Raw genomic sequence first — 22,844 nt, 5'->3', positions numbered from 1 at the left:
AAAGCCGCGATCAGGGCGGCGCGGCGGGGACAGGGCTGGCGTCCGCCCAATCGATCCCGTTATCGTTGCCGTGCAAGCAGGCGACTTTGGAAGAATAGAGCGAAGCCCCTGAAATCATTGGTGGGCCGTGCAGGACTCGAACCTGCAACCAGACCGTTATGAGCGGCCGGCTCTAACCATTGAGCTAACGGCCCCGGGGCGGCCGGGAGCAGGCCGCGGGAAGCCGGGCGAGCATATCGCATCCGGGGCGACGCGCAACGGTGCCGGGGGGCGTTCGGGCGAGGACGGGGCGGGAGAACGCGGCCGTGCCCCCTTCCGTGCGCGGCGCGATGTGCCTAGATTGCCGAGCTTGGATCGCGGCCGCGCGGGGGCGAGGGGGAACGGTGGAGACTGAGACGGCTGTCGAGGGCGCACCCGTGGCCATCATCATGGGAAGCCAGTCCGATTGGGCGACGATGCGGCACGCCGCCGAGACGCTCGACGCGCTCGCCGTGCCCCATGTCGTCCTCATCGTCTCGGCGCACCGCACGCCCGACCGCCTCGTCGCCTTCGCCAAGGGCGCCCGGGGCGCCGGGCACAAGGTGATCATCGCGGGCGCGGGCGGGGCCGCCCACCTGCCCGGCATGGCGGCCAGCATGACGTCGCTGCCGGTCTTCGGCGTGCCGGTCGAAACCCACGCGCTCAGCGGCCTCGACAGCCTCTATTCCATCGTCCAGATGCCGGCCGGCGTGCCGGTCGGCACGCTGGCCATCGGCCGCGCCGGCGCCGTCAACGCCGCCCTGCTCGCCGCCGCCGTTCTGGCGCTCGCCGATCCCGACCTCGCGGGTCGCCTCGATGCCCACCGGGCCCGCCAGACCGAGGCCGTCGCCCACCGCCCGCGGGACCCCGAGGCCCAAGGTGGCTGAGCCCGCCGTCTCGCCCGGCGACACGCTCGGCATCCTGGGCGGAGGCCAGCTCGGCCGCATGATCGCCATGGCGGCCGCCAGCCTCGGGCTGAGGTCGCATGTCTTCGCGCCCGACGCCGACAGCCCCGCCTTCGCGGTCGCCGACGCCCATACGGTGGCGGACTACCGCGACGAGGCCGCCCTCGCCCGCTTCGCCCGCACCGTCGCGGTCGTCACCTACGAGTTCGAGAACGTCCCGGCCGAGACCGCGCTCATCCTGTCCCGCCACGCGCCCGTGCGCCCCAACGGGGACGCGCTGAAGACGTCGCAGGACCGCCTCGTCGAGAAGCAGTTCCTCCGCGGCCTCGGGCTCGAGACGGCGCCCTTCGTGGCGGTCGACGATCCCGGCGCCCTGGCGCGCGCCGTGGCCCAGCTCGGCCGCCCCTCCATCCTCAAGACCCGCCGCTTCGGCTACGACGGCAAGGGCCAGGCCATGGTGCGCGAAGGCTCCGATCTCGCCGTCGTGTTCCGCTCGCTGGGCCAGAAGTCGATCCTCGAAGGCGTCGTGCCGTTCACCCGCGAAGTGTCCATGATCGTGGCCCGCGGCGTCGACGGGGGCTTTCGCGCCTACGAGCTCAACGAGAACAGCCACGCCGCCGGCATCCTGGCCACCACGACCCTGCCGGCGCAGGTCGCCCCCGAGACGGAGCGCTTGGCGGCCGAGATGGCGCGGCGCATCGCCGACGCGCTCGACTACGTCGGCGTGCTGACGGTCGAGATGTTCGTCGTGCCGGGCCGGGCGGGAGGCCCCGAGCGGCTCGTCATCAACGAGATCGCGCCGCGGGTGCACAATTCCGGCCATTGGACGCTCGGCGGCGCCGCCACGTCCCAGTTCGAGCAGCACGTCCGCGCCGTCTGCGGCTGGCCGCTCGGCTCGACCCAGCGCTGGGGCGCCATCACCATGCAGAACCTCATCGGCGAGGACGTGCAGGCCTGGCGCAGCATCCTGGCCGAACCGGGCGCGAGCCTCCACCTCTACGGCAAGACGGCGCCGCGTCCCGGTCGCAAGATGGGCCACGTCACCCGCGTCACGCCCGAGCCTCGCCGCGGCTCCTGAGGGGCCGGGCCGCAGCCTGGCGCCGCGGCCGGGCTTTTTTTCTTCCCGGCACCACGGCATCTCGACCCGCCCGTCGGCCGCGCGGCGACCACCACCTTCTGTAGAAAAGCGGTGCGTCTTCGGCTAAATTTCACCCCGACGTGACAGTGACGCCCGCAACAACGACACAGCTCAGTCCGGTCGCCAATTACCCGAAGTGGCAATAAAATGTCCGGGTCATCAAATTTTAATAACAAAATTTATTGAAGCGCTCGGCAATTTATCCGACGTTACGGCAGTTGACCCCGATGACCTGAGGTGGACCGATGCCGATGGAAATGCGGAGCCAGGGCCGTCCGGCCCGGGGCGATGGCGAGGTCGGCCGCATCCGCCTCCTGGAACGGACCCGCGAGGCCTTGAAGGCCAAGCCGAAGATCGACCTGCAGCGGCGCGAGATCGCGCTGGCGGCCGGCGTCACACCGGCGCTGGTGAGCTATTACTACCCGGACAAGTGGGACCTGCTGGCGGCGGCGGCCAAGCCCGTGATCGAATCCTACACGGCCGAGGTCAGGGCCATCCTGGGCGACGAGGGCTCGCCGCACCGCAAGGTGCTGGCGCTCACCTACCTGTTCATCGACTTCAACTTCCAGCACGGCTACCTCCTCGACTTCTACCTCGAGAACAGTGCCCGCATGGCGCGGCAGGACGACATGCGCCACCTGCAGGAGGTCTACGGGGAGATGATGGCCTTCTTCGACGGGCTGTTGCGGGATGGGCTGATGCGGGGCGACAGCCCGGCCTTCATCCAGGCCTCGCTGTGGGGCCTGTGCAAATACGTGGCACAGCAGCCGAGCCTCGCCGGGCTCGGCGATGCGCCCGAGCGGGATGCCGTCCTGCGCGCCCAGGCCGCGAAGGTCTGCGACCTGTTCCTCAACGGCGCCGCGACGGGGAGCATGGCCGAGATGGGCGGCGTCGATCACCGCGCGCCCGTGCTATCCGCCCTCGCCTGAGGGGGGCGGCGGGGCGGCGTCAGCTGGTCGACAGGGCGCCCTTCAGGTTCGACAGTCGCTTGCCGGCGTAGAAGCGCAGCCGGGCCTCGACCTGCAGGGCCCATTGCCGCGGCGTGCGCTTGGGCATGCCCATGACGCGCGCCACCCGCAGGCGGATCTCGTCGGGCGGGGCGGTCCAGAGCCAGGAGTCGCGGTCCTTCACGGCCTTGAACAGGTCGGCGAAGCCGGTCTTCTTCTCCATCGGCAGATGCCAGGCGCAGCGCCCGCTGTCGATGTCCTCGACCGTCACGTTGTTCAGCCGCAGCGCCGTCCACAGGCGGCGGACATGCGGGTCCGCCGTCCCGGTCGGCAGGTTCAGCATCTCGTAGGCGATGCTCAGCAGGTGCTCCTCGGTATAGACGTGGACCTCCCCGGGCGTGCTCGCCAGCAGGCGCGTCCACAGCGTCGAGACCAAGGCCTGGATTTCGGACAGGCCGGCCCGCGTCGCCGCGAAGATCTCGCCTCCGGAGAAGTTCGGGATGAAATCGAACTGGTGACCGGCGAGCTGCTGGGCGGCCCGCACCATGTCGCGGCGCGACGCGTTGTTGAGCTTCTCGTCATAGGCGTAGGGGATCGACATCGACAGGGCGCGGTGGCGCCCCACGTCGGCCATGAGGCCGTCGGCCGGGCGCACCCAGACGCAATCGGAGTCCATCACCACGGCCCGCGCGAAGCCGCCCTCGCGGTCGAGATGGGCGATGACGTCGAGGATGTAGAAGACGTTGTTCCAGGACGTGACCTTGTCGCGGCCGAGCCGGTGGGTGATGGGCAGGGCCACGACCTCCACGCCGAGCCGGCGCAGCAGCTCCTTGATGTCGAGCCCGTCCACCACCGGCAGCGCCTCGGCGTTGGTGAAGAAAGCGTGACGGCAGCCCGGGTTCTGTCGCGCCGAGGTGGCGAAGAAGCAGGCGACGCAACGCCAGTAGACGTCCTGGAAGGCTCGCTGGGACGAATCGAGCCCGACCTGGGGGAAGGCCGAGGCGTCCTCCGGTCGATCGAGGACCAGAAGCGTCGAGATGAGGTCTTGAGCCAATGCCCTCTCCACAAGCGGACGGCTACCGGAGCCGCCCCAATCCTCTGGTGCATCGATGCGGAGAGATCCGCACGGCCCAGAATGGCATGCTCCGCAGCGGACCGGCACAGAGTTGCACAGTGGCATTGTTTAAACACCAACACATGTAACGATGTTCGAATTGCCTTTCTAAATAATTTGGACATTCGGCCCTCCAGACCAATATACCTCTAGCATCTTGAATCGAGGCTCGGATCTTCCATTGACTGTGTCGACCCCGTCGTCGTCGAACCCGACCGGAGCCGCCGGCGCACCGGGGCCTGCACGCGGCGCGGAAGCGGGACCCGACAGCGGTCCCGAGACCGGCGGCGGCCCGTCGCGGGCCTGCTGTTATACGGTCAACGAGGGCTACCTTCTGCCCACCCTGCTCAGCGCATCCCAGCTTCGGCGGAACCTGCCGCGTGCCCTGGCCGATGTCGTCGTGGTTTGTTTCGGCGCCGCGACGCCGCTCACGGCCGCGGCCCAGGGGTTCTGTGCGCGCGAAGGGATCCGCTTCATCCTGGCGCCGGTCAGCCTGCTCGTGGGAGCCCCCATGATCTGCGCGCGCTTCTTCCTGTGCGACCTGCTGGACCCGCGCTACCGCGAGATCGTGTATCTCGACGGCGACACGCAGGTGGCGGGCTCTCTGGAGCCTCTGGTCGCCCACGCCGTCGCGCCCGGCGAGATCCTGGCCGCGCCCGACCCCATGGCGGTGATGATCGATAGCCCGCGGGGCCCCTGGCCGGCCCGCCGTGCCTATTTCGATCGGCTCGGGATGCCGGCGGCAAGGCGGACGCAGTACTTCAACTCCGGCGTGCTGCGCTTCCGCCGTGACGACTGGGAGGCGCTCAGCCGCGAATGCCTGGCCCTCTGCCTGAAGCATGGCAGCACCTTCACGTTCCGCGACCAGGACGCGCTGAACATCGTGGTGGGGGAGCGCCATCGGCCGATGTCGTTCCGCTGGAACTTCCCGCCCTTCTTCCTGAATTTCGGGGCCGAGGTCGCCATCGCGCCGCGGGTCTACCACTTCATGTCGAACCCCCGCCCATGGCACGGTGCCTTCGCGCCCTGGGGGCGGGAATGGCACCAGCCCTACGTCGCTTTCCTGAACGACAATCCCGACCTCGGCCGTTCCATGCCGAGCCTCGGGCGCCTGCACGGGTTCAAATATGCCGCGCAGCAGCGGTTCAAGCGCCTGGTAGAAGCGCGGCAGTGGGGCGCTCCGGCGGTGCGTCACCGCATCGCCGCCATGGAAGCTGCCGCCGTCGTGTGACGCACGAGGACCGGCGCGGGACCCTCACGGGCCCCGCGGCGACGAGGGCGACCCCGCCACGGCGGGGCGACCCGAAACGCCAAGAACAGCGACAGTCCCGACAAGAACCGACCTCGGCCGCGGGCTTTTTCCGCAGCCCGCCTCGTCCCGCCATCCGAAAGGCCTTCCGATGACCCGTCCCCTTCGCCGCCCTGCGGCCCTCGTCATCGCCGCCCTGATCGCCGTCGTGCCGCGGGTCGCCACCGCCGCCGGCGCGTCGGACGGCTACAGGCTCGGCCCCCAGGACAAGCTCGACATCCGCGTCTACGACCTGCGGACCGGGTCGGGCGAGGCGCATCAGTGGGCGGCGCTCAACGGCGAGTTCCTGGTCGACGCCACCGGGGCCGTGTCGCTGCCTCTGCTCGGCCAGGTCCCGGCCTCCAACGGAACCCCGGCCGACCTGGCCGATGCCATCTCGGCGCGGCTCCAGGCCAAGATCGGCCTGGCGCAACGGCCGGACGCCTCGGTCCAGGTCATCAAGTACCGGCCCTTCTACATCATCGGCGCGGTGGACAAGCCGGGCGAGTACGACTACCGCCCCGGCCTGTCGGTGCTGCAGGCCGTCGGAACGGCGGGCGGCCTGCTGCGGGCCGGCGGCGACAGCCTGATCGGCTACGAGCGCGACGCGCTCACGCAGCGGGGCGATCTGCGCGTCCTCGCGGCCGACCGCGTCGCCCTCCAGGTCCGTCAGGCGCGGCTCGACGCCGAGATCGCCGATGCCGATACGATCACGCTGCCGCCCGACATCAAGGCGCGGGCCGGCGAGCCCGACATGGCCCGCGCCGTTCGCGAGGAGCAGCTGCTGTTCGACGCGCGCCGCAATGCGCTGAAGTCGCAGCTCGACGCCATCAAGCAGGCCAAGGGCCTGCTGACCTCGGAACTGACGTCGTTGGCGGCCAAGGACGCCACGCTCGGCCGCCAGCTCGACCTGACCCGAAAGGAGCTTGCTCAGGTCAGCGACCTCGTCGCCAAGGGCATGGCCGTGGTGCCGCGCCAGCTCGCGGCAGAACAGAGCACCGCCTCCTACGAGAGCAGCCGGCTCGACGTGCAGCTCGCGACGTTGCGGGCGCAGCAGGACCTGTCCAAGGCGGACCGCGACATGCTGGACCTCAAGGCGCGGCGCCGCGACGAGGCGCTGACCGAGGCCACCGAGGTGCGGGCCAAGCTCGCCGCCGATTTCGAGAAGATCGAGACGACGCGGCAACTCGTCTACCAGTCCGAGGTGCGGGCGCCCATGGCAGTGGCGCGGGACGCGGCCGAACGCCAGCCCATCTTCCGCCTCACGCACCGCACCGGCGACGCGTCCGACACCCGCACCGTCACCGAGGCCGACCTCGTCGCCCCGGGCGACGTGCTGAGGGTGCTGCTGCCGCCCCGGGACGATCTCGGTGCCGCGGGGCGGGCGACCTCCTCGGCGGCCCCGGACGGCGGCGCCGCCGGCGCGACGGCGGATGCGGGCTCCGGGCTGCCGAGCCGCGAGACGGCGGCGGCCTCCGCAGTCCCGAGCCGGCGTTGAGCGGCCCGGTCGCGCCATGATGCGAGAGACCCCGATGCTCCACTCCGCCGCCCGCCGTCCCGCGGCCCTCCGCCCGACCCTCGCCGCCTTCACCGTCGTCGCCTGTGCCGTCCTCTCCCTTGCGACGCCGGCTGCGGCCGAGACCGCGCCCAAGGCCAAGGCCCTCGACCTGTCCAACTTCGTGCTGACCTTCGAGGACGACTTCAAATACCTCGACGTTTCGGCCCACGGTCCCGACACCCGCTGGATCGCCCACACGCCCTGGAACGGGGATTTCGGCGATGCCGCCTTCGACGATCCCGGCCCGCTTGGACCCTTCGCGGCCTCGCGCGAGGGGCTGACCATCACGGCGCACAAGGATGCGGCGGGCAAATGGCATTCCGGGCTGCTCGCTTCGATGGACAAGGATGGCCCCGGCCAGCACGGCTTCGCCCAGCGTTACGGCTATTTCGAGATCCGGGCGAAACTGCCCGACGGTCCCGGCGTCTGGCCGGCCTTCTGGCTCATCGGCACGCAGAAGGAAACGTCCTCGGCGGAGATCGACGTCTTCGAATATTACGGCGCTTTTCCCACGGGGTTCCACAGCGTCGAGCACATCTGGGAGCACGGCAAGGACCGCCTGGCACTCGACCACATCACCGACATCTCGCCGAATTTCTTCACCTCGCACTTCAACAGGTTCGGCGTGATGATCGATCCGCAGCGGACGCGGTTCTACCTCAACGGCGAGGAGATCTGGGACACGCCGACGCCGCCCGAGTATCGCCAACCCATGTACATGCTGGTGAACCTCGCGCTCGGCGGGGGCTGGCCCATCGACAAGCTCGTGTCCCCCGCCGTCATGGCAGTCGACTATGTCAGGGTCTACCGGGACAAGGCCCTGCCCGAGACAGCCACGGCGCCGTGACCGGGCTTTCGCGGGGCGCGGGCCGGCCTCCCGGCGTCTCTGCAACCACGGTCGCCGCGGCCGTGGTCGCCGCGGCGGTGCCTCGGGCGGCCACGCACCCGGTGGGCCCGTCCCAGATCAGCCGACCGCGGCTTCGGGCGGAGACCGCGCGAGCGGTCGAGCCGAGGCCGGCCCTGCTCCCGTTCCCTCGGAAGGGTTGACTGCCCGATGGCCGACTTTGAGCCGCTCCTCGACCGCATGCTGGCCGGCCTCCCCGACCCGAACCTCATGGCGCGGCAGGACGCCTATGATCGGGCCCGTGCCGCGCTGCTGAACACCGTCGCAGAGAACGGCGGCGACGAGCGGGATAGCTCGTCCGCACTCGACTCGCTGGATGCCGCCATCGCGCGGGTCGAAGCGCGGCAGCCCGACGAGGGTGCCGACGCCGGGCTCTCGCCGCCTCCCGAGCACTCGCCTTCCGAGCACTCGCCGCCTCCCGAACTCCTGCCACCTCCCGAACTCCTGCCACCTCCCGACCTGCTGCCCCCGGAGAGCGACGCCGGACTCGCCACGGCCGCGACGTCGCCGCCGCCCGTGGACGAGCGCCGCCGCTTCGCCTTCAACGCCGCCGCCGGCGGCGCCGCCAACCTCATCAAGGTGGGCTTGCAGCTCCTGCTGCTGCCCGTCATGGCGCGGCTGCTCGGCCCGGCGGAATTCGGCCTCTACGCCCTGGCCCTACCCACCATCTCGTTCTTCACCACGCTGGCCGACGGCGGTCTCGGGGCTTCGCTGGCGCGCGAGAAGGAGACCGAGACGGCCGTGTGGTCGACGGCCTTCTGGGCCCTGCTGGCGTCCTGCACGCTCATGGCCATCGTGGCCATCGGAGGCGGTTTCGTCCTGGCCGACGTGTCGGGCCAGCCCCGGCTGGCCGGGATCATGGCGCTGCTGTCGCTGAGCTTCCCGCTCCTCGCCCTCACCGCCCTGCCCAGCGCCCGCCTGGTCCGTCGCGGCAACCTCGTGGTCCATTCGGTGGCCGACCTCGTCTCGACGACGATCGGCGCCAGCGCGGCGGTGGGCCTGGCGCTGCTCGGGGCCGGCGCCTGGGCACTGGCCTTCCAATACGTCCTCGGCTGGTCGGTGACCTGCCTCATTCTCAACGCCGCGGCGTTCGAGCGACCCACCTTCGAGTTCCACCTGGCGGCCCTGAAGCCCCATGCGGCGACCGGCGGCTCGCTGATCGGCAGCCGCCTGTCCGAACTGTTCGGGCGCCAGGTCGAGAACCTGCTGTTCGGGCGGGTGTTCGGCGCCGCGAACCTCGGCTCCTATACCTTCGCCAACCAGGTCTCGCGTTTCCTGTGCGAGGCCGCCGGCAATCCGATCTGGGGGGCGCTGTATTCCCACGCGCTGCGCGAAGACGCACGCTCGATCGAGCCGCTGCACGCGACGCTGTCGCGCCTGCTCGCCTCCGCGCTGTTCCCGGTCGCCGCGCTGCTCGCCGCCTCCGCCCCCCAGGTCTTCGACGTCGTGCTGGGGAGCCGCTGGGCCCCGGCGGCGGCAATCGTCCAGATCGTCGTGCCCTTCTATGCCCTCAACGTTGTGGCGGCGCAGTGCGGCGCCCTCCTGCTGGCCAACGGGCGGAGCGGTTCGCTGTTCTGGGCCCTCAGCGGCCTCAGCGCCGGGCGCATCGTGGCGGTGGCGGTCGGCGGCTTCCTCGCCGGGCCGCTCGGCGTCGCCTGGGGGCTCGGCGCCGCCAACACAGCCTACGCGGCCGCCATGTTCGCCGCCATCGGTCCCGTGACGGGAACCCGGCCCTGGTCGCTCCTGAGCGCGCTCCTGCCCTGCCTCGCCGCCAGCACGGTGGCGGGCGTGGTCTGCCACACGCTGATCGGCCTGCGGCCCGAGGGCCTGGCCTGGACGGTCGCGTCGGTCGGCCTCGGGGGCGTGACCTTCCTGGCGGCGCTCATGATGCTGCAGGGGCGGCGGATCATCGCCGACGCCTTCGCCATCCGGCGCGTGGTGTTCTCGCGCCGTTGAGGGCGGGGGGCGGCCCCCGGCGCTTCCCCGGGACCCGGCAAACTCTCAGGCAGGCGCGCCGGACGTGGCGGACCCTGGCAGGTCGCCGCCCGAGGCGCCCGCGCAGGCCGGCTTGAGCCAGCCGGCGAAGCCGACCCACAACGCGATGGAGACCAGCGCGAAGCTGCCCAGGATCGTGAAGGCCGTGCTGTAGCCGAGCCCCTGCGCCAGCCAGCCCCCGATGGCGGGGCTGAGCGAGGCGCCCAGCCCCTGCACCGTCATGACGGCACCCTGGCCGACGTTGACCCGGCCCGTGCCGTCGAGGATGCGGGCCACCAGGGCCGGCACGGCGACGCTCTGCAGCCCGGCGCCGATGCCGTCGAGCGCCTGGACGGGATAGACGCCCCAGGCGTCGATCATGTGGGCGGCGAGCAGGCCGCGGACCGGCAGGGCCAGGAAGGAGATCAGCAGGATCAGCCAGAAACCGCGGTTCTCGGCGACCCGCATGGCCACCAGCGCCACGACGATCATCACGGCCTGCGCCACCACGATGGTGGTGGCGACGAAGGCCGAAGGATCGCCGGCCTTGGCGGCCACCACCGCCAGCCCGTAGAGCGGCAGCATGGCGCCGTTGCCGAGGTGGAAGCACGCGAGCGCCGCCGCCAGGATGAGCAGCGGCTTCGAGCGGAACAGAACGCGGAAGCCGCTCGCCTTTTCGTCGTCGGCCCCCCCTTTGGCGAGACCGCGCGCCGCCTCGTCGTCGATGGCATCGCCCGGGATGAGCAGCACGGAGGCGATCGCCAGCACGCCGAACAGCGCCGCGAGCCAGAACACCGCCGTGAAGCCGAACCGCCAGCCGAGGAAGCCCGACAGGGCCGCCCCCACCATGTTGCCGGCGTGGTTGAAGGCCTGATTGCGCCCGTTCTGGCGGTTGAACCCGCGCTGGCGCACCATGCCGAGGGTGATGCCGGTGACGGCCGGGCCGATGGCGGCCCCGGCGATGGCGGTCGCCACCTGCGAGGCCGCGATGAGCCAGAACTGCTGGGACAGCAGGATCAGGGTCGACGCCAGCACCGTGCAGATGCCCGGCACGATGACGTAGAGGCGCTTGCGCCGCGTGGCGTCGACCAGCGCGCCGGCCGGCACCGTCATCAGCATGCCGGCCACGCCCCCGATGGTCATGACGGAGCCGATGAGCCCGCTTTCCCAGCCATGGGCCAGAAGGAACACCCCGAGGAACGGGCCGATGCCGGCCTGCATGTCGGCCATGAAGAAGTTCAGGCTTTCCAGCGGCCGGAGACCGCGCGTGGCGCCACCCCCCGTAGCGGAAGGCCGTGTCGCCCGCCCCTGATCCGTCATCGATGCTGCTCCATCCCGTTTGCGGCCGGTCCGACCGGGGTCATGCGATCGGCGGCGGTGCCGACCGCCGATATCTCGATCACGGTCCCGAGGCTCCAGGACCGCGACAGGCCGTCCACCACCACGACGCGCCCGGGCGCCAGCACGGCGCCGAGCCGCACGGCGTCGGGCGGCGGAAGGCGCAGGACGGTGCCGTCGTCGAGCACGGCGCCGTTCACCTCGCCGCGCATGCCGTGCAGGACGAGCCGGATGCGGGCCCGCAGGCCCCGCCGGGGCTCCGGCGGGGCCGCGCCGTCGTCGTGCCGCACCGCCGCCGGCCAGCCGGGCCCCTCGTCCCGCACCGTCAGTCCCGTCGCCTCGTCGGAGATCGACATGGCCTGCACGAGCGGCAGCGCGGCGGCCTTGAGCCCCAGAACCGTGACGGTGTCGCCGCGCCGCACCGCGGCGGCGACCGCGTCGGACAGGTGCGGGGGCGTCTTGACCTCCAGGCCGTCCGCCAGCACCAGACCGTCGATCTCGCCCCGCGGCGTCAGCGTGAACAGGTCGACGCGTCCCCGGTAAGCCGGAAGGCCCGCGAGGTCGGTGGCCCGGGCGGCGAGGGGCGCGGCCGAGCCGAGCAGCACGGCCAGTCCGGCGGACAGGAAGAGGGCTGGGGGCATCGGGAACTCGCCGCGGCCCCGCGGGCCGACGCCTCCTGACTGCATCCGGCGTGCCAGTGCCCGGGCCGCGCCGGCCCTCGGCGCCCTTCCCCGAACGTCAGGGCGCGGTGTCGTCCTCGGGGACGTCGCCCGTCCGTTCGGCGGACGTCGCGAGGCCGTAGCGCTCGAGCTTGGCGTAGAGGAACTGGCGGCGGATCTTCAGCGTGCGGGCCGCCTCGGCCCGGTTGCCGCCGCTGCGCCGCAGCGCCCGCCGGATGAGGAATTCCTCGAGCCTGGCCACGGCGGCGGGGAGGTCCTCGTCGGGCCAGTCGACAGCGGCGGCATCGCCGGGCGGGGATTCGAGGAAGCCGAGGTCGTCGGCGCCGACCCGCGGCGAGCGCACCAGGGCCGAAACGCGCTGCATGGCGTTGCGCAGTTCCCGCACGTTGCCGGGCCACGGGTGGCGGACCAGGACGGCCGCGCCCGCCGCGGTGAGACAGGGGCCGCCCGCCTGGCGCAGGAAGTGCTCGGCCAGCGGCACGATGTCGGCGATGCGCTCGCGCAGGGGCGGCAGGTGCAGCGGCACGACGTTGAGGCGATAGAACAGGTCTTCGCGGAAGGTCCCCTGCCGCACCCGGTCGGCGAGCACGCGATGCGTGGCGGCGACGATCCGCACGTCGACGGCGACCGGCCGCCCGCCGACCGGCGTGACGACGCGCTCCTGCAGCACGCGCAGGATCTTGGCCTGCATGGCGACGTCCATGTCGCCGATCTCGTCGAGGAACAGCGTGCCGCCATGCGCGTCGCGGAAGGCGCCGGCCCGGTCGGCCGCCGCGCCCGTGAAGGCGCCGCGCAGGTGGCCGAAGAGCTCGCTTTCGAGGAGGTCGGGCGGGATGGCGGCGCAGTTCACCGCCACGAAGGCGGCCCCGGCCCGGCGGCCGTGATCGTGCAGCGCCCGGGCCACCACCTCCTTGCCGGAGCCCGTCTCCCCCGTGACCAGCACGGTGGCGTCCCCGTCGGCGAGGCGCCCGATGGTCTTCTGCACGGCCCGCATGGCGGCGCTGGACCCGATGAAGCCCTCGGTGCCGGGGTCGGGCGCCGGCGCCGACACGGCGCGGGACGCCAGCATGGCGTCGAGCACGCGGCGCAGCTCGGCGTGGTCGATCGGCTTGGTCAGGTGGTCGGCCGCCCCGAGGCGCATGGCCTCGATGGTGTTGGCGGCCGTGGCATGGGCGGTGAGGATGGCGACCGGCGGCGCGTCCGGCCGGGCCCGGATGCGCCGCAGCACCGCGAGGCCGTCGAGCCCCGGCATGCGCAGGTCGAGCAGCACGGCGTCGACCCCACCGCGCGCGACGGCCGCGTCGCCCGCCGTCCCCGAGGCGGCTTCCTCCACCGAGTGGCCGAAATCCGACACCGCCTCAGCCAGGGCCTCGCGGAAGGCGGTGTCGTCGTCGACGATCAGGACATGCGCCATGGGATCTCGATCCGGAATGTCGTGATGCCGCCGTCCCGCACGACGTCGGCGTTGCCGGCATGGGCGCGGGCGATCTCGCGCACGATCGACAGGCCGAGCCCGGCCCCTTCGGGCCGCCCCGTCACGAAGGGCTCGAACAGCGTCGCCCGGATGGCTTCGGGCGGCCCGCCGCCATCGTCCGACACCGAGAAGACCAGCCTGTCCCCGAGCCTGGCGGCCGACAGCGACACCGTCCCGGCCCCGGCGGCCTCGAGCGCGTTGGCGACGAGGTTGTCGAGGGCGCGGCGCATCTGGGCCGGGTCGAACCAGGCCGATTCCCCCGGCGCCGTCGCCGCGAGGCTCAGCCCGCGCTGGCGCGCCACCTCGGCGTGGGCGTCCGCGCAGGCGTCGAGGAAGGGTGCGAGCGGCGTCGCGACGGGTTGGGGCGGGTCGCGCTCGGCCGCGGTCAGCAGGCGTCGCACGAGCCCGTCCAGCCTGTCGACCTGGGCGATCACCAGCGCCAGGGCCTGCACCTTGCGCTCGTCGCCGCCCCGCAACGCGCTCTCGGCCTTGAGCCGCATGGCCGCGATGGGGTTGCGGATCTCGTGGGCGACGCCCGCCGTGACGCGGCCGATGGCGGCGAGCCGCTCCGCCTCGGCGACCTGGCGGGACAGTTCCCGCGTGCGGTCGTGCGAGGCGGCGAGCCGCCGCCCCGCGTCGTTCATGGCCAGCACGATCCTGTCGAGCTCGCGCTCGCCGGTCGGCGGCAGGCGCGGCAGGTCATCGCCGCCCGCCGCCGCGAACGCGGCCTCGATGCGCCCGACGTGGCGCCTCCAGGTCAGCACCAGCAGGGACGCCAGGCCCGAGGCGCCGATCACGGCGGCCGACAGGATGGCGAGGCCCGCCATCAGGTGGTCGTAGGTTTCGCCCGCGAAGCTGTGCACCCGCGTCATGGTCCAGGCCGTGAGGGAGGGGATGGGGCCCGACAGCGGGCAGGACGCGATCAGCAGCGTCTGCGACGCGGCATCGAGCCGGGCGAGCTGCGGCCTGTCGTCGGTCAGCGCGGCGGCGGCGGCGGCGCGGATCCGCGGCAGCTCCGCCTGGGGCACGTCGGTCTTGGGGCCGCTACCCTGGTAGCTCGGGAAGGCATAGGCCAGGGAACCGGCGTCGGCCTGCCACAGCCCGCCCTCGACGTCGCGCTTGTCGTTCAGCGCCGTCACCACGACGGCGGCGAGGTCGCGCCGCAGGGCGGGCGCCGACAGGTCGGGCGCGTCGCCCCGCCAATCCGCCGTGTAGAAGCGATAGGCACGGGCGATGGCGCCGCAGGACTGGCTCGCCACCGCGCTGGCCTGTCCGATCCTGGCGGCCGTCGACTGCTCGAACAGCGAGAACATGACGAAGCCCGACGCCAGCGCGGCGGCGAGGAGGAGCGCCAGGATGGCGATCAATCGCCCCACAAGGGATCGCGGCACGGTTCATCCGGGTTGGGCGACGGAGGACGCCACCGTCGGCTTCCCCTTGTAGGGGAGGGCGCGACGGTGGAGAAGGGGTGGTGGGCCGCATGGCCGGACCCGCGCCGAGGCCGCCCTTCGTCGCCCTTGGTCGGCCATTGCTCTGCCCTTGGGTCGCCTTTGGGTCGCCCCTGGACGCCGGGCGTCCGGCAGGGCAAAATGAGTTCATGCTGCGCCTGCCCCTGCCCTTTCTCGCTCTTTTGGCGTTGGCCACCGGCGGCTGCTCTCCCGCGCCGGCCCCCGCGACCTTCGGCATCCCGACCGCGACGCTGGCCCCGATCCGGCTGGCGACCTGCCCCGAACGTGTCCCCGCCGCCGCGGCGGCCACGCACTGCCCCCAGGAGCCCCGATGATGCACAACGCCGCTTCCGCGCGCCGGGTGGGCTGGCCCACCGCCCCGTCCCGCGCCGCGTCGGCCCGCGCCTTCGGGGTCGTGTCCCTCGCGCTGGCGCTCGGCGCCTGCATGCTGCACGACGACCGGCCGGTGGCGCTCGCCGCGCCCGAGCCGCCGCCGAAGCCCGCCCGGGCCGCTGCATCATCCCCGGACGTCAAGACGGTGCGCCGCTCCGAGGCGGCCCTGGCGGAGGACGACGCCGCCCCGACGACGGCCGCCACGCCCTCGCCGCAGCAGATCTTCGACTTCCATCCGGCGGGGTCGCGCGCCGATGCCTGGCGGCAGCCCTTCATCATCGACCCCAACGACGGGCCGCTCGCCGCCGACGTCCGCCGCTCCGCGGCCGAGCTCAAGGCCTTCCTGGCCCTGCCCAAGGTGGACCCGAAGGCGGACCTGCGGACGACGGCGCGGCACCGCTGCGGCGAGACCGACATCGCCACCGCCAAGCCGGGCTGCGCCGCCGCCGCGACCCCGGCGGCCGTGCCGGCGCCATCCGCGTCCCGCTGAGGATTTCCGATCGCCCCGGGCCGTCGTCACGACCCCGTCACGCCCCGGCGTGATAGGGTCCCGGCCGGGCTATCGGAGGGGACAGGGATGAGGATCGTCGTTCGGAGCGTGCTGGCCGCCGCCGTGGTGGGCTCCCTGCCGGGTCTCGGGGCCGCGCAGACCGCCCCTGCCGCGCAGACCGCCCCTGCCGCGCAGACCGCCCCTGCCGCGCCGGCATCGACCTCCGCGGCACCGGCGAGCGCGCCCCCTGCCGGCCTTTCGGCGCTGGTCCACCTCCAGCCCGACCCGTCCGATGCCGTGAAGCCCTATGTGGTCGACCCGGCCGCCTCGAGCCTGTCGCGCGACGAGACGATCGCGGCCCTGCGCAAGAAGGTCCGCTACGTCTTCGTCGTGTTCAACGAGAACCATTCCTTCGACAACGAATACGGCTCCTTCCCGGGGGTCGACGGTCTCTTCTCGACCGGCACGAAGCCCCGCGGCGCCGAGGGAACGCCGGGCTTCATGCAGCATTACCGGGACTGGCAGGGCGCGGAGCGCAGCGCCCAGCCCTTCCGCATCGGGCCCGAGCAGAACGCCACCTTCACGGACAGCGTCGACCACAGCCACAAGGGCCTCGCCAAGAAGATCGACGTCGGCCCCGACGGCATCGCCCGCATGGACGGCTTCGCCGCCACCGAATATGGCCGCTTCGTCGCCTCGGGCGGCGCCAAGAGCGCCAGCATGGCGAAGGACTACGCCGACCTCGTGATGTCCTACATGGACTGCGACACGATCCCGTTCTTCTGGAACTACGCCAACCGCTTCACGATCTTCGACAACATCTTCGCCACCGAGGACACGCCCTCGACCCCCAACGCCATCGCCATGATCGCCGGCCAGGCGGGCGAAACGCAGTGGGTCAAGCACGGGCCGGAGGGCAAGGCCTATACCAACGGCGAGAACAGCGGCAAGACGCAGGGCGCCCCGCTGGTCAACGATCCGCAGCCCTTCTACGGCTCGCAGTTCGACACGACGGCGGCCGGGCGCCAGCCGGCCGGCCCGCGCGACGGCTACAAGAACGGCAACATCGCCGTGAACCAGACCTACGCCACCGTGCCGCTGACCATGGCGGGCCGCAACGCCGTGCGGGTGACGTCGAACGACGCCAACCCGGATTTCGACCTCCCCGACGTCAAGCAGGACATCCCCTTCATCGCGTCGCGCGGCGGCGCACCCGTGTCGTGGCGCTGGTACCAGGAAGGCTACGACCACGAGCCGACCGACCCGCAGGGCGACACCACCCACGACAGCTACGTGAGCCACCACCAGGGCCCGCAATACTTCGGCTATCTCGCCAACAACCCCGACATGAACAAGAACATGAAGGGGCTCGGAGACTTCTTCTCCGACGTCAAGGGCGGCAAGCTGCCGCTCGACGGCGGCGTCTTCTACATCCGCGGCGGCTTCTCGGCGATCGCCGGCGACGCGCCGCCGATCCAGAACCCGAACTACCCCAACCCGGCCGGCCTCACCGCCATGGAGCGCGCCACCATCGCGTCCAACAAGGGCGGCGACGACGACCACCCGGGCTATTCGGACCGTCAGCTCAGCGAGGGCATGGCGGCGCGGGTCATCAACGCCGTCGCCTCCGACCCGAAGATCTGGTCGCAATCGGCCATCGTCATCACCTACGACGAGTCGGACGGCTTCTTCGACCACGTGGCGCCCCGCATCCTGTCCTACGGGCCGGACGGGCTGCCGCTGGCGCGCGGCATCCGCGTGCCCATGATCGTGATCTCGCCCTATGCCCGCGCCCATGCGGTGTCGCATGCCGAGGGCGACCACAATGCCGTGATCGAGACGCTGAACGCCATCTACGACCTGCCCCCCCTCGCCAGCCTGCCCGACGAGGCCCAGGCGCTGATCGCCGGCGAGGACGCCAGGTTCAACGGCCCGAACGGTTTCGTGCAGCACCACCTCGGGCCGCGCGACATTAACACGCCCGAGACCGACGACCTGCTGTCGGCCTTCGAGCCGAAGCGCCTCACCGGCGAACTGCCGCCGCTGCCGGCCTCCTACGCCGCCATCCCGGATGCGGTGGTGAACCACCTGCCCCATTACGACGGCAAGGGCTGCCAGGCGATCGGCATGGTGCCGGAGGACCGGCGCCAGGGCATCGCCACCAAGGTGCCGGAGGGCTTCAACACGTTGCCCATCACGTTCCCGGCCTACAACAGGTGAGCGGGCGGGCGCTCGCCGTCGCGGCGCTGCTGCTGGCGGGCGCCGCCGCGGTGCCGGCCCGGGCGGGTCCCGTGATCGACCGGATCGCGGCCGCCAGGGCCGTCTCCTGCGGAGCCGAGGAACGGCCGGGCGTCGCCGCCGTGGAGGAGGGCAGCGACGGGCCCGCCCACGGCCTCGCCGTCGACCTCTGCCGCGCCATGGCGGTGGCGGCGCTGGGGCCGGGCGCGCAGGCGAGGTTCACCGTGATGGACGCCGCCAAGGATTTCGAGGCCGCCCGTGCCGGCGCCTTCGACGTGCTGTTCCTGTCGGCCGGCACCATCGTCTCCCAACACCTCGCCGACCGCATCGTGCTCGGCGCCCCGGCCTTCATCGAGACCGAAGCCGTGATGGTGCCGGAGGCGTCCCCGGTGCGGACCCTGCACGACCTTTCGGGCGCGAGCCTCTGCTTCATGATCGGGACCGGGGCGCAGCGGGCCCTCGAAGCCGCGCTGGAGCGCGACGGCGTGGCGGTGAAGCGGCTCGGCTTCGGCGAGGACGTCGAGCTGCGCGACGCCTACAACGTCGGGCGCTGCACCGCGGTCGCGGGCGACGCCACCTTCCTCGCCGAGGTGCGGCAGGACGGGGGTGTCCACGGCCTGAAGAGCCGCCTGCTCGACGCCCCGCTGGCGCTCGACCCCGTGTTCCTGGCGACCGGCACGGCGGACGGGCGCTGGTCCGCCATGACGGCCTGGGTGCTGCAGGCGCTGGTGCTGGGCTCCGCCCCGCGCTCCGGCTGGACGGGCGCCGGGGCGGCACCGCTGGCCGAGGCCGCGACGCCGCTGGGCTTCCGCCCGGGGTGGTATGCCGAAACCGTCGGGGCGACCGGCACCTATGCCGAGCTGTGGGCGAAGAACCTCGGCGCGGGCTCGGACCTCAAGCTGCCGCCCGGGCCCAACCAGCCCTGGCCCGCCGGGACGATGGTGGTGCCGGCCTCGCCGTGACGGCGCGGCGCGGCCCGTTCCGCCGGGCGAGCGCCCATCCATCCGAGGCGACAGCGCTCTACGCGGCTCGCCCCGCCGCCCTGTCGGCGGCGTAGAGCGCCAGCCCCGACGCGACCGACTGCAGCGGGTGGGCGGCGTGGAGCTTGGCTTCGCCGAAGCGCTCGACGAAGATCCGGCGCACGGCCGGCACCTGCGATGTGCCGCCCGTGGTGAAGACCGCGTCGATATCGTCGGTGCCGAGGCCGGCGCGGGCCAGCGTGTCGTCGGCCGCCGCCGCGATGCGGGCGAGGTCGGGCGCGATGAGACGCTCGAAGTCGGCCCGCGTCACATGGGCCGAGAGCCGGATCCCCGCGCTGTCGAAGGCGAGGTCGGCCGCCTCGGCCTCGGAAAGCCGGATCTTGACGCCGCTGATCGCCTGGTAGAGCTCGAAGCCGAGGTCGAGGTCGATGAAGTCGATCAATCGCTCCATGGCCTCCGGGTCGTCGCTCGCCGCCTGCAGCTTCTTCAGCTCCGCCATGGTCTGCGGCGCCTTCAGCCAGGACAGCTGGTGCCACTGGCTGAAGGCGGCGTGGATATAGGCCGGGATGGGCAGGAGCTTGTCGAAGGACCGGTAGTGCGAATGCTTGCCGAGCTGCGGCGCCACGTAATGCTCGATGAGCCGGTAGTCGAACGTGTCGCCGGCGAGCCCGACGCCCCCATGCGCCAGCGGCTCGGCGTCGCGCCACCCGCCGGCCCGGTGGAAGCGGATCACCGAGAAGTCCGACGTGCCGCCGCCGAAGTCCGCCACCAGCACGGTCTCGTCGCGGGTGAGGTTGCGGGCATACCAATAGGCGGCGCCGAGCGGCTCGTAGGCGAGGTCCACGGCGCCGAAGCCGGCTTGGGCGAAGGCCGAGCCGAGCCGCCCGACGGCCAGGGCCTCGTCGGGCCGGTCGCCGGCGAAGACCACCGGGCGCCCCGCCACGATGCCGTGGGCGCCGGCCATGAGCACCTCCCGGTCCGGCACGAGATGGCCGAGAAAGGTCGCGACGAGGTCTTCGATGGTGAAGCGGCGCCCGTAGAGCCGCGTTTCGGTGAAGCCGCGGCTGCCGAGATAGGTCTTGATGGACTGGACGAGGCGCCCGTGGCCGGAGCCCGACAGGGCGTGTTCCAGCGCCTGCGGCCCGCCGGCCGTGTGCACGACGGCACGCGGCACACGCCCCTCGCTCCACACGGCGAGCGCGGTGCGGAACACGCCGACGTCGCCGGAGGCCGACGGCCAGGACAGGCTCCTGACCTGCCCGTCCGGCTCCACCACGGCGACGGCGCTGTTGGTGGTGCCGAAATCGATGCCGATGGCGCGCATGGATGGTCCTTCTCGCAGGTAACGCGTCCCGACGGCCCCGGGGCGTCGTGGCCGAGGCCAAGGCCGAGGTCGATGCCGGGCACCACGCGGCGGACCGCGGCAAAAAGAGAGGCCCGCGCGGGGATGCCGCGCGGGCCTCGTGTGTCGGACCGGTTCGGGGAGAAGAAGCTTACTTCTTCTCGCCCTCGGTGCGGGCGCGAAGCGCGGCGCCCAGGATGTCGCCCAGCGACGCGCCGGAATCGGCGGAGCCGTAGTTGGCGATGGCTTCCTTCTCCTCGGCCATCTCCAGCGCCTTGATCGACACCGACACCTTGCGGGCCTTGCGGTCGAACAGGGTGATGCGGGCGTCGACCTTCTCGCCGACGGCGAAGCGGTCGGCGCGCTGGTCGTTGCGGTCGCGGGCGAGCTCGCTGCGCTTGACGAAGGCGGTGAGGTCGGTGCCGACGATCTTGACGTCGATGCCGCCTTCCTTCACGTCGATCACCTCACAGGTGACGATCGCGTTCTTGCGCAGATCGCCCGAGGTACCCGGCTCCTCGCCGACCTTGGACACGAAGGGGTCCCCGGCCAGCTGCTTGATGCCGAGCGAGATGCGCTCCTTCTCGACGTCGACATCGAGGACCTGCGCCTTGACGACGTCGCCCTTCTTGTAGTCGTCGATGACCTGCTCGCCCGGGCGGTTCCAGTCGAGGTCGCTGAGGTGGACCATGCCGTCCACGTCGCCATCGAGGCCGATGAACAGGCCGAACTCGGTCTTGTTCTTGACCTCGCCCTCGACCTCGGTGCCGACGGGGAAGCGCTCCGCGAAGGACTCCCAGGGGTTCGACAGCGTCTGCTTGAGGCCCAGCGAGATGCGGCGCTTGACGGCGTCGACCTCGAGCACCTGCACCTCGACCTCCTGGCTCGTCGCCACGATCTTGCCGGGGTGGACGTTCTTCTTCGTCCAGGACATCTCCGAGACGTGGATCAGGCCCTCGATCCCCGGCTCCAGCTCCACGAAGGCGCCGTAGTCGGTGATGTTCGTGACGCGCCCGTTGAGCTTCATCTCGATCGGGTACTTGGCCTCGATGCCCTGCCACGGATCGTCGAGCAGCTGCTTCATGCCGAGCGAGATGCGGTGCGTCTCGTGGTTGATCTTGATGATCTTGACCCGCACGGTCTGGCCGATGGTCAGCACCTCGGTCGGGTGGTTGACGCGGCGCCAGGCGATGTCGGTGACGTGCAGCAGGCCGTCGATGCCGCCGAGGTCCACGAAGGCGCCGTAATCCGTGATGTTCTTCACGGTGCCGTCGATGACCTGGCCCTCTTCGAGGTTGGCCACGATCTCGTGGCGCTGCTCGGCGCGGGACTCTTCGAGGACCGTGCGGCGCGACACCACGATGTTGCCGCGGCGGCGGTCCATCTTGAGGATCTGGAAGGGCTGCGGCACGCCCATGAGCGGGGCGACGTCGCGCACTGGGCGGATGTCGACCTGGGAGCGGGGCAGGAACGCCATGGCACCGTCGAGATCGACGGTGAAGCCGCCCTTGACCTGGTTGAAGATGATGCCTTCGACCTTCTCCTGGCGCTCGAACGCCTTCTCGAGCTTGACCCAGCTCTCTTCGCGCCGGGCCTTGTCGCGCGAGATCACCGCCTCACCGAGCGCGTTCTCGATGCGCTCCAGGTAGACTTCGACCTCGTCGCCGACGCCGGGCAGCTCGTCCCGGCCGTTGTTGGTGAATTCCTTCATCGCCACGCGGCCCTCGGTCTTCAGACCGAGATCGATCACCGCGACATCCTTCTCGATGGCGACGATGATGCCTTTGACGACGGTGCCTTCGAAGGCTTCGTTCTTGCCGTAGCTCTCGTCGAGCAGCGCGGCGAAATCATCGCGCGAGGGCGAACCGTAGGAAGTGACTGCGGACATTCGGTCTCCTGAGGCCCGGGGCAATCCCGAGCGGCGCCGGCGGTTGGTGTTCATGGGCGCTGGCCTGAACCGGCGGTCCCCTCGGCGGGGACCGACCACCCCGGAGGGGCGGGCCGGCGCATTGGGCCGGTCTGGGACAGCGGTCTTCTGAATATGGGTCGACGGCCCGCCATCCCCAAGAGGGGCGGACGCGCTGATGCAACCGGAGCGTCGAATAGCAGGTCGGCCGGGGGGCGGCAAGGAGGATCGGCGGCCGCGGCGATGTTCTTTCTTTGTTCTTGACGTCGGGCGGCTGATCGGACCAGAATCGCTTCACTGCAGGATTGCGGTCTCGGCCCGGGGCATCGCGCTTCCGGGCGTTTTTCGTTCCGGCCCGCCTCTTCGCGACGGCCCTCTCCCGACAGATCCCCGCGCCCGCCCACCCCCGCCGCTCGCCATGAGCCGCGGGCCGAAGCCGCGCGCCCTCTTCCCCTCACAAACAGCGAGCCCCGCCATGTCGTTCTCCTTCGGCGCGGAGACGCGCGACAGCCTGTCGAACCTCGCGGCCTTGCTCGGGGCCGGCAAGGACAAGGCCGCCGGCGACGCCTTCCACGTCGTCGACCTGTCCCGCGCCCAGATCGATGCGATGTATCGCGGCGATTGGCTCGCCCGGAAGGTCGTCGACATCGTGCCCTACGACATGGTGCGCTAGAGCCGTCGCCGCTCGCCTTGGCTCGCGACTTCAGCT

18 protein-coding genes and 1 tRNA gene are annotated in these 22,844 nt (G+C 71.6%); 11 read left to right on the top strand and 8 right to left on the bottom strand.

The genetic code is table 11. The features are described from left to right. Window positions 1–118 precede the first annotated feature (118 nt). Window positions 119–194 (bottom strand) — tRNA-Ile (locus tag D3272_RS17740). Window positions 195–428: 234 nt separating this feature from the next. Here D3272_RS17740 and purE point away from each other — a divergent pair. From purE to D3272_RS17725, 3 genes are all read left to right on the top strand, one after another. After that, entirely contained in the window at window positions 429–905 is a 477-nt protein-coding gene (gene purE, locus D3272_RS17735) for a 5-(carboxyamino)imidazole ribonucleotide mutase (protein ID WP_245496658.1), read from the top strand. Next, on the top strand, window positions 898–2,001 hold the full coding sequence (locus tag D3272_RS17730) for a 5-(carboxyamino)imidazole ribonucleotide synthase (protein WP_245496646.1): 1,104 nt from the start codon (window positions 898–900) through the stop codon (window positions 1,999–2,001). The genes purE and D3272_RS17730 overlap by 8 nt, the downstream gene beginning before the upstream one ends. Before the next feature lie 305 nt (window positions 2,002–2,306). Continuing rightward, window positions 2,307–2,990 carry a TetR/AcrR family transcriptional regulator gene (locus D3272_RS17725; protein ID WP_129220545.1) on the top strand — a complete coding sequence of 228 codons (684 nt, stop codon included), beginning with the start codon at window positions 2,307–2,309 and terminating at the stop codon, window positions 2,988–2,990. Between the two features lie 19 nt (window positions 2,991–3,009). Here D3272_RS17725 and D3272_RS17720 read toward each other — a convergent pair whose 3' ends face one another. Continuing rightward, window positions 3,010–4,062, bottom strand: coding sequence for a hypothetical protein (locus tag D3272_RS17720; protein WP_129220544.1), 1,053 nt, complete (start codon window positions 4,060–4,062; stop codon window positions 3,010–3,012). A 247-nt stretch (window positions 4,063–4,309) separates the two neighbouring features. Between D3272_RS17720 and D3272_RS17715 the strand changes: the two genes are divergently transcribed. The 4 genes from D3272_RS17715 to D3272_RS17700 all read left to right on the top strand — a co-directional run bounded on the left by D3272_RS17715 (window position 4,310) and on the right by D3272_RS17700 (window position 9,828). Then, window positions 4,310–5,353 (top strand): glycosyltransferase family 8 protein, encoded by a 1,044-nt coding sequence (locus tag D3272_RS17715; RefSeq protein WP_165361399.1) that lies wholly within the window; start codon window positions 4,310–4,312, stop codon window positions 5,351–5,353. A gap of 169 nt (window positions 5,354–5,522) precedes the next feature. After that, complete coding sequence (locus D3272_RS17710) at window positions 5,523–6,908, top strand: polysaccharide biosynthesis/export family protein (RefSeq protein ID WP_129220542.1); 1,386 nt, start codon at window positions 5,523–5,525, stop codon at window positions 6,906–6,908. Window positions 6,909–6,942: 34 nt separating this feature from the next. Next, entirely contained in the window at window positions 6,943–7,815 is an 873-nt protein-coding gene (locus D3272_RS17705) for a glycoside hydrolase family 16 protein (protein ID WP_165361398.1), read from the top strand. Between the two features lie 207 nt (window positions 7,816–8,022). Next, window positions 8,023–9,828: an oligosaccharide flippase family protein gene (locus D3272_RS17700; RefSeq protein WP_129220540.1), complete on the top strand. Its 1,806-nt coding sequence runs from the start codon at window positions 8,023–8,025 to the stop codon at window positions 9,826–9,828. A 45-nt stretch (window positions 9,829–9,873) separates the two neighbouring features. On the opposite strand, the gene D3272_RS17695 is transcribed toward D3272_RS17700, so the two are convergent. From D3272_RS17695 to D3272_RS17680, 4 genes are all read right to left on the bottom strand, one after another. Then, window positions 9,874–11,166 carry an MFS transporter gene (locus D3272_RS17695; RefSeq protein WP_245496645.1) on the bottom strand — a complete coding sequence of 431 codons (1,293 nt, stop codon included), beginning with the start codon at window positions 11,164–11,166 and terminating at the stop codon, window positions 9,874–9,876. Next, the gene (locus tag D3272_RS17690; RefSeq protein WP_129220539.1) at window positions 11,163–11,825 is read right to left on the bottom strand and encodes a hypothetical protein; all 663 of its coding nucleotides are present in this window, start codon (window positions 11,823–11,825) and stop codon (window positions 11,163–11,165) included. The genes D3272_RS17695 and D3272_RS17690 overlap by 4 nt, the downstream gene beginning before the upstream one ends. 97 nt (window positions 11,826–11,922) lie before the next feature. Further along, window positions 11,923–13,278: a sigma-54-dependent transcriptional regulator gene (locus D3272_RS17685; RefSeq protein WP_129220538.1), complete on the bottom strand. Its 1,356-nt coding sequence runs from the start codon at window positions 13,276–13,278 to the stop codon at window positions 11,923–11,925. Beyond that, window positions 13,263–14,729: a sensor histidine kinase gene (locus D3272_RS17680; protein WP_129220537.1), complete on the bottom strand. Its 1,467-nt coding sequence runs from the start codon at window positions 14,727–14,729 to the stop codon at window positions 13,263–13,265. The genes D3272_RS17685 and D3272_RS17680 overlap by 16 nt, the downstream gene beginning before the upstream one ends. Before the next feature lie 388 nt (window positions 14,730–15,117). Here D3272_RS17680 and D3272_RS17675 point away from each other — a divergent pair, with 388 nt between their 5' ends. From D3272_RS17675 to D3272_RS17665, 3 genes are all read left to right on the top strand, one after another. Beyond that, window positions 15,118–15,669 carry a hypothetical protein gene (locus D3272_RS17675; RefSeq protein WP_129220536.1) on the top strand — a complete coding sequence of 184 codons (552 nt, stop codon included), beginning with the start codon at window positions 15,118–15,120 and terminating at the stop codon, window positions 15,667–15,669. A gap of 87 nt (window positions 15,670–15,756) precedes the next feature. Next, a complete protein-coding gene (locus D3272_RS17670; protein WP_129220535.1) occupies window positions 15,757–17,889 on the top strand; it encodes a phospholipase C in 2,133 nt (710 codons plus the stop codon). Further along, a complete protein-coding gene (locus D3272_RS17665; protein WP_129220534.1) occupies window positions 17,886–18,869 on the top strand; it encodes a type 2 periplasmic-binding domain-containing protein in 984 nt (327 codons plus the stop codon). Before D3272_RS17670 ends, D3272_RS17665 begins: the two co-directional genes overlap by 4 nt. Before the next feature lie 58 nt (window positions 18,870–18,927). Here D3272_RS17665 and D3272_RS17660 read toward each other — a convergent pair whose 3' ends face one another. Together D3272_RS17660 and rpsA are read right to left on the bottom strand one after the other, a co-directional pair. Continuing rightward, on the bottom strand, window positions 18,928–20,211 hold the full coding sequence (locus D3272_RS17660; RefSeq protein ID WP_129220533.1) for an Hsp70 family protein: 1,284 nt from the start codon (window positions 20,209–20,211) through the stop codon (window positions 18,928–18,930). 169 nt (window positions 20,212–20,380) lie between these two features. Further along, window positions 20,381–22,117, bottom strand: coding sequence for a 30S ribosomal protein S1 (gene rpsA, locus D3272_RS17655; protein ID WP_129220532.1), 1,737 nt, complete (start codon window positions 22,115–22,117; stop codon window positions 20,381–20,383). 493 nt (window positions 22,118–22,610) lie between these two features. Between rpsA and D3272_RS17650 the strand changes: the two genes are divergently transcribed. Then, window positions 22,611–22,808, top strand: a complete 198-nt coding sequence (locus D3272_RS17650) for a hypothetical protein (protein WP_129220531.1) — start codon at window positions 22,611–22,613, stop codon at window positions 22,806–22,808. Window positions 22,809–22,844 lie beyond the last annotated feature (36 nt).

The organism is Lichenibacterium ramalinae (assembly GCF_004137085.1).
Classification (GTDB): domain Bacteria; phylum Pseudomonadota; class Alphaproteobacteria; order Rhizobiales; family Beijerinckiaceae; genus Lichenihabitans; species Lichenihabitans ramalinae.
Note: the sequence above shows the minus strand (reverse complement) of the source record. Positions and strands in the feature narration are given on the sequence as shown.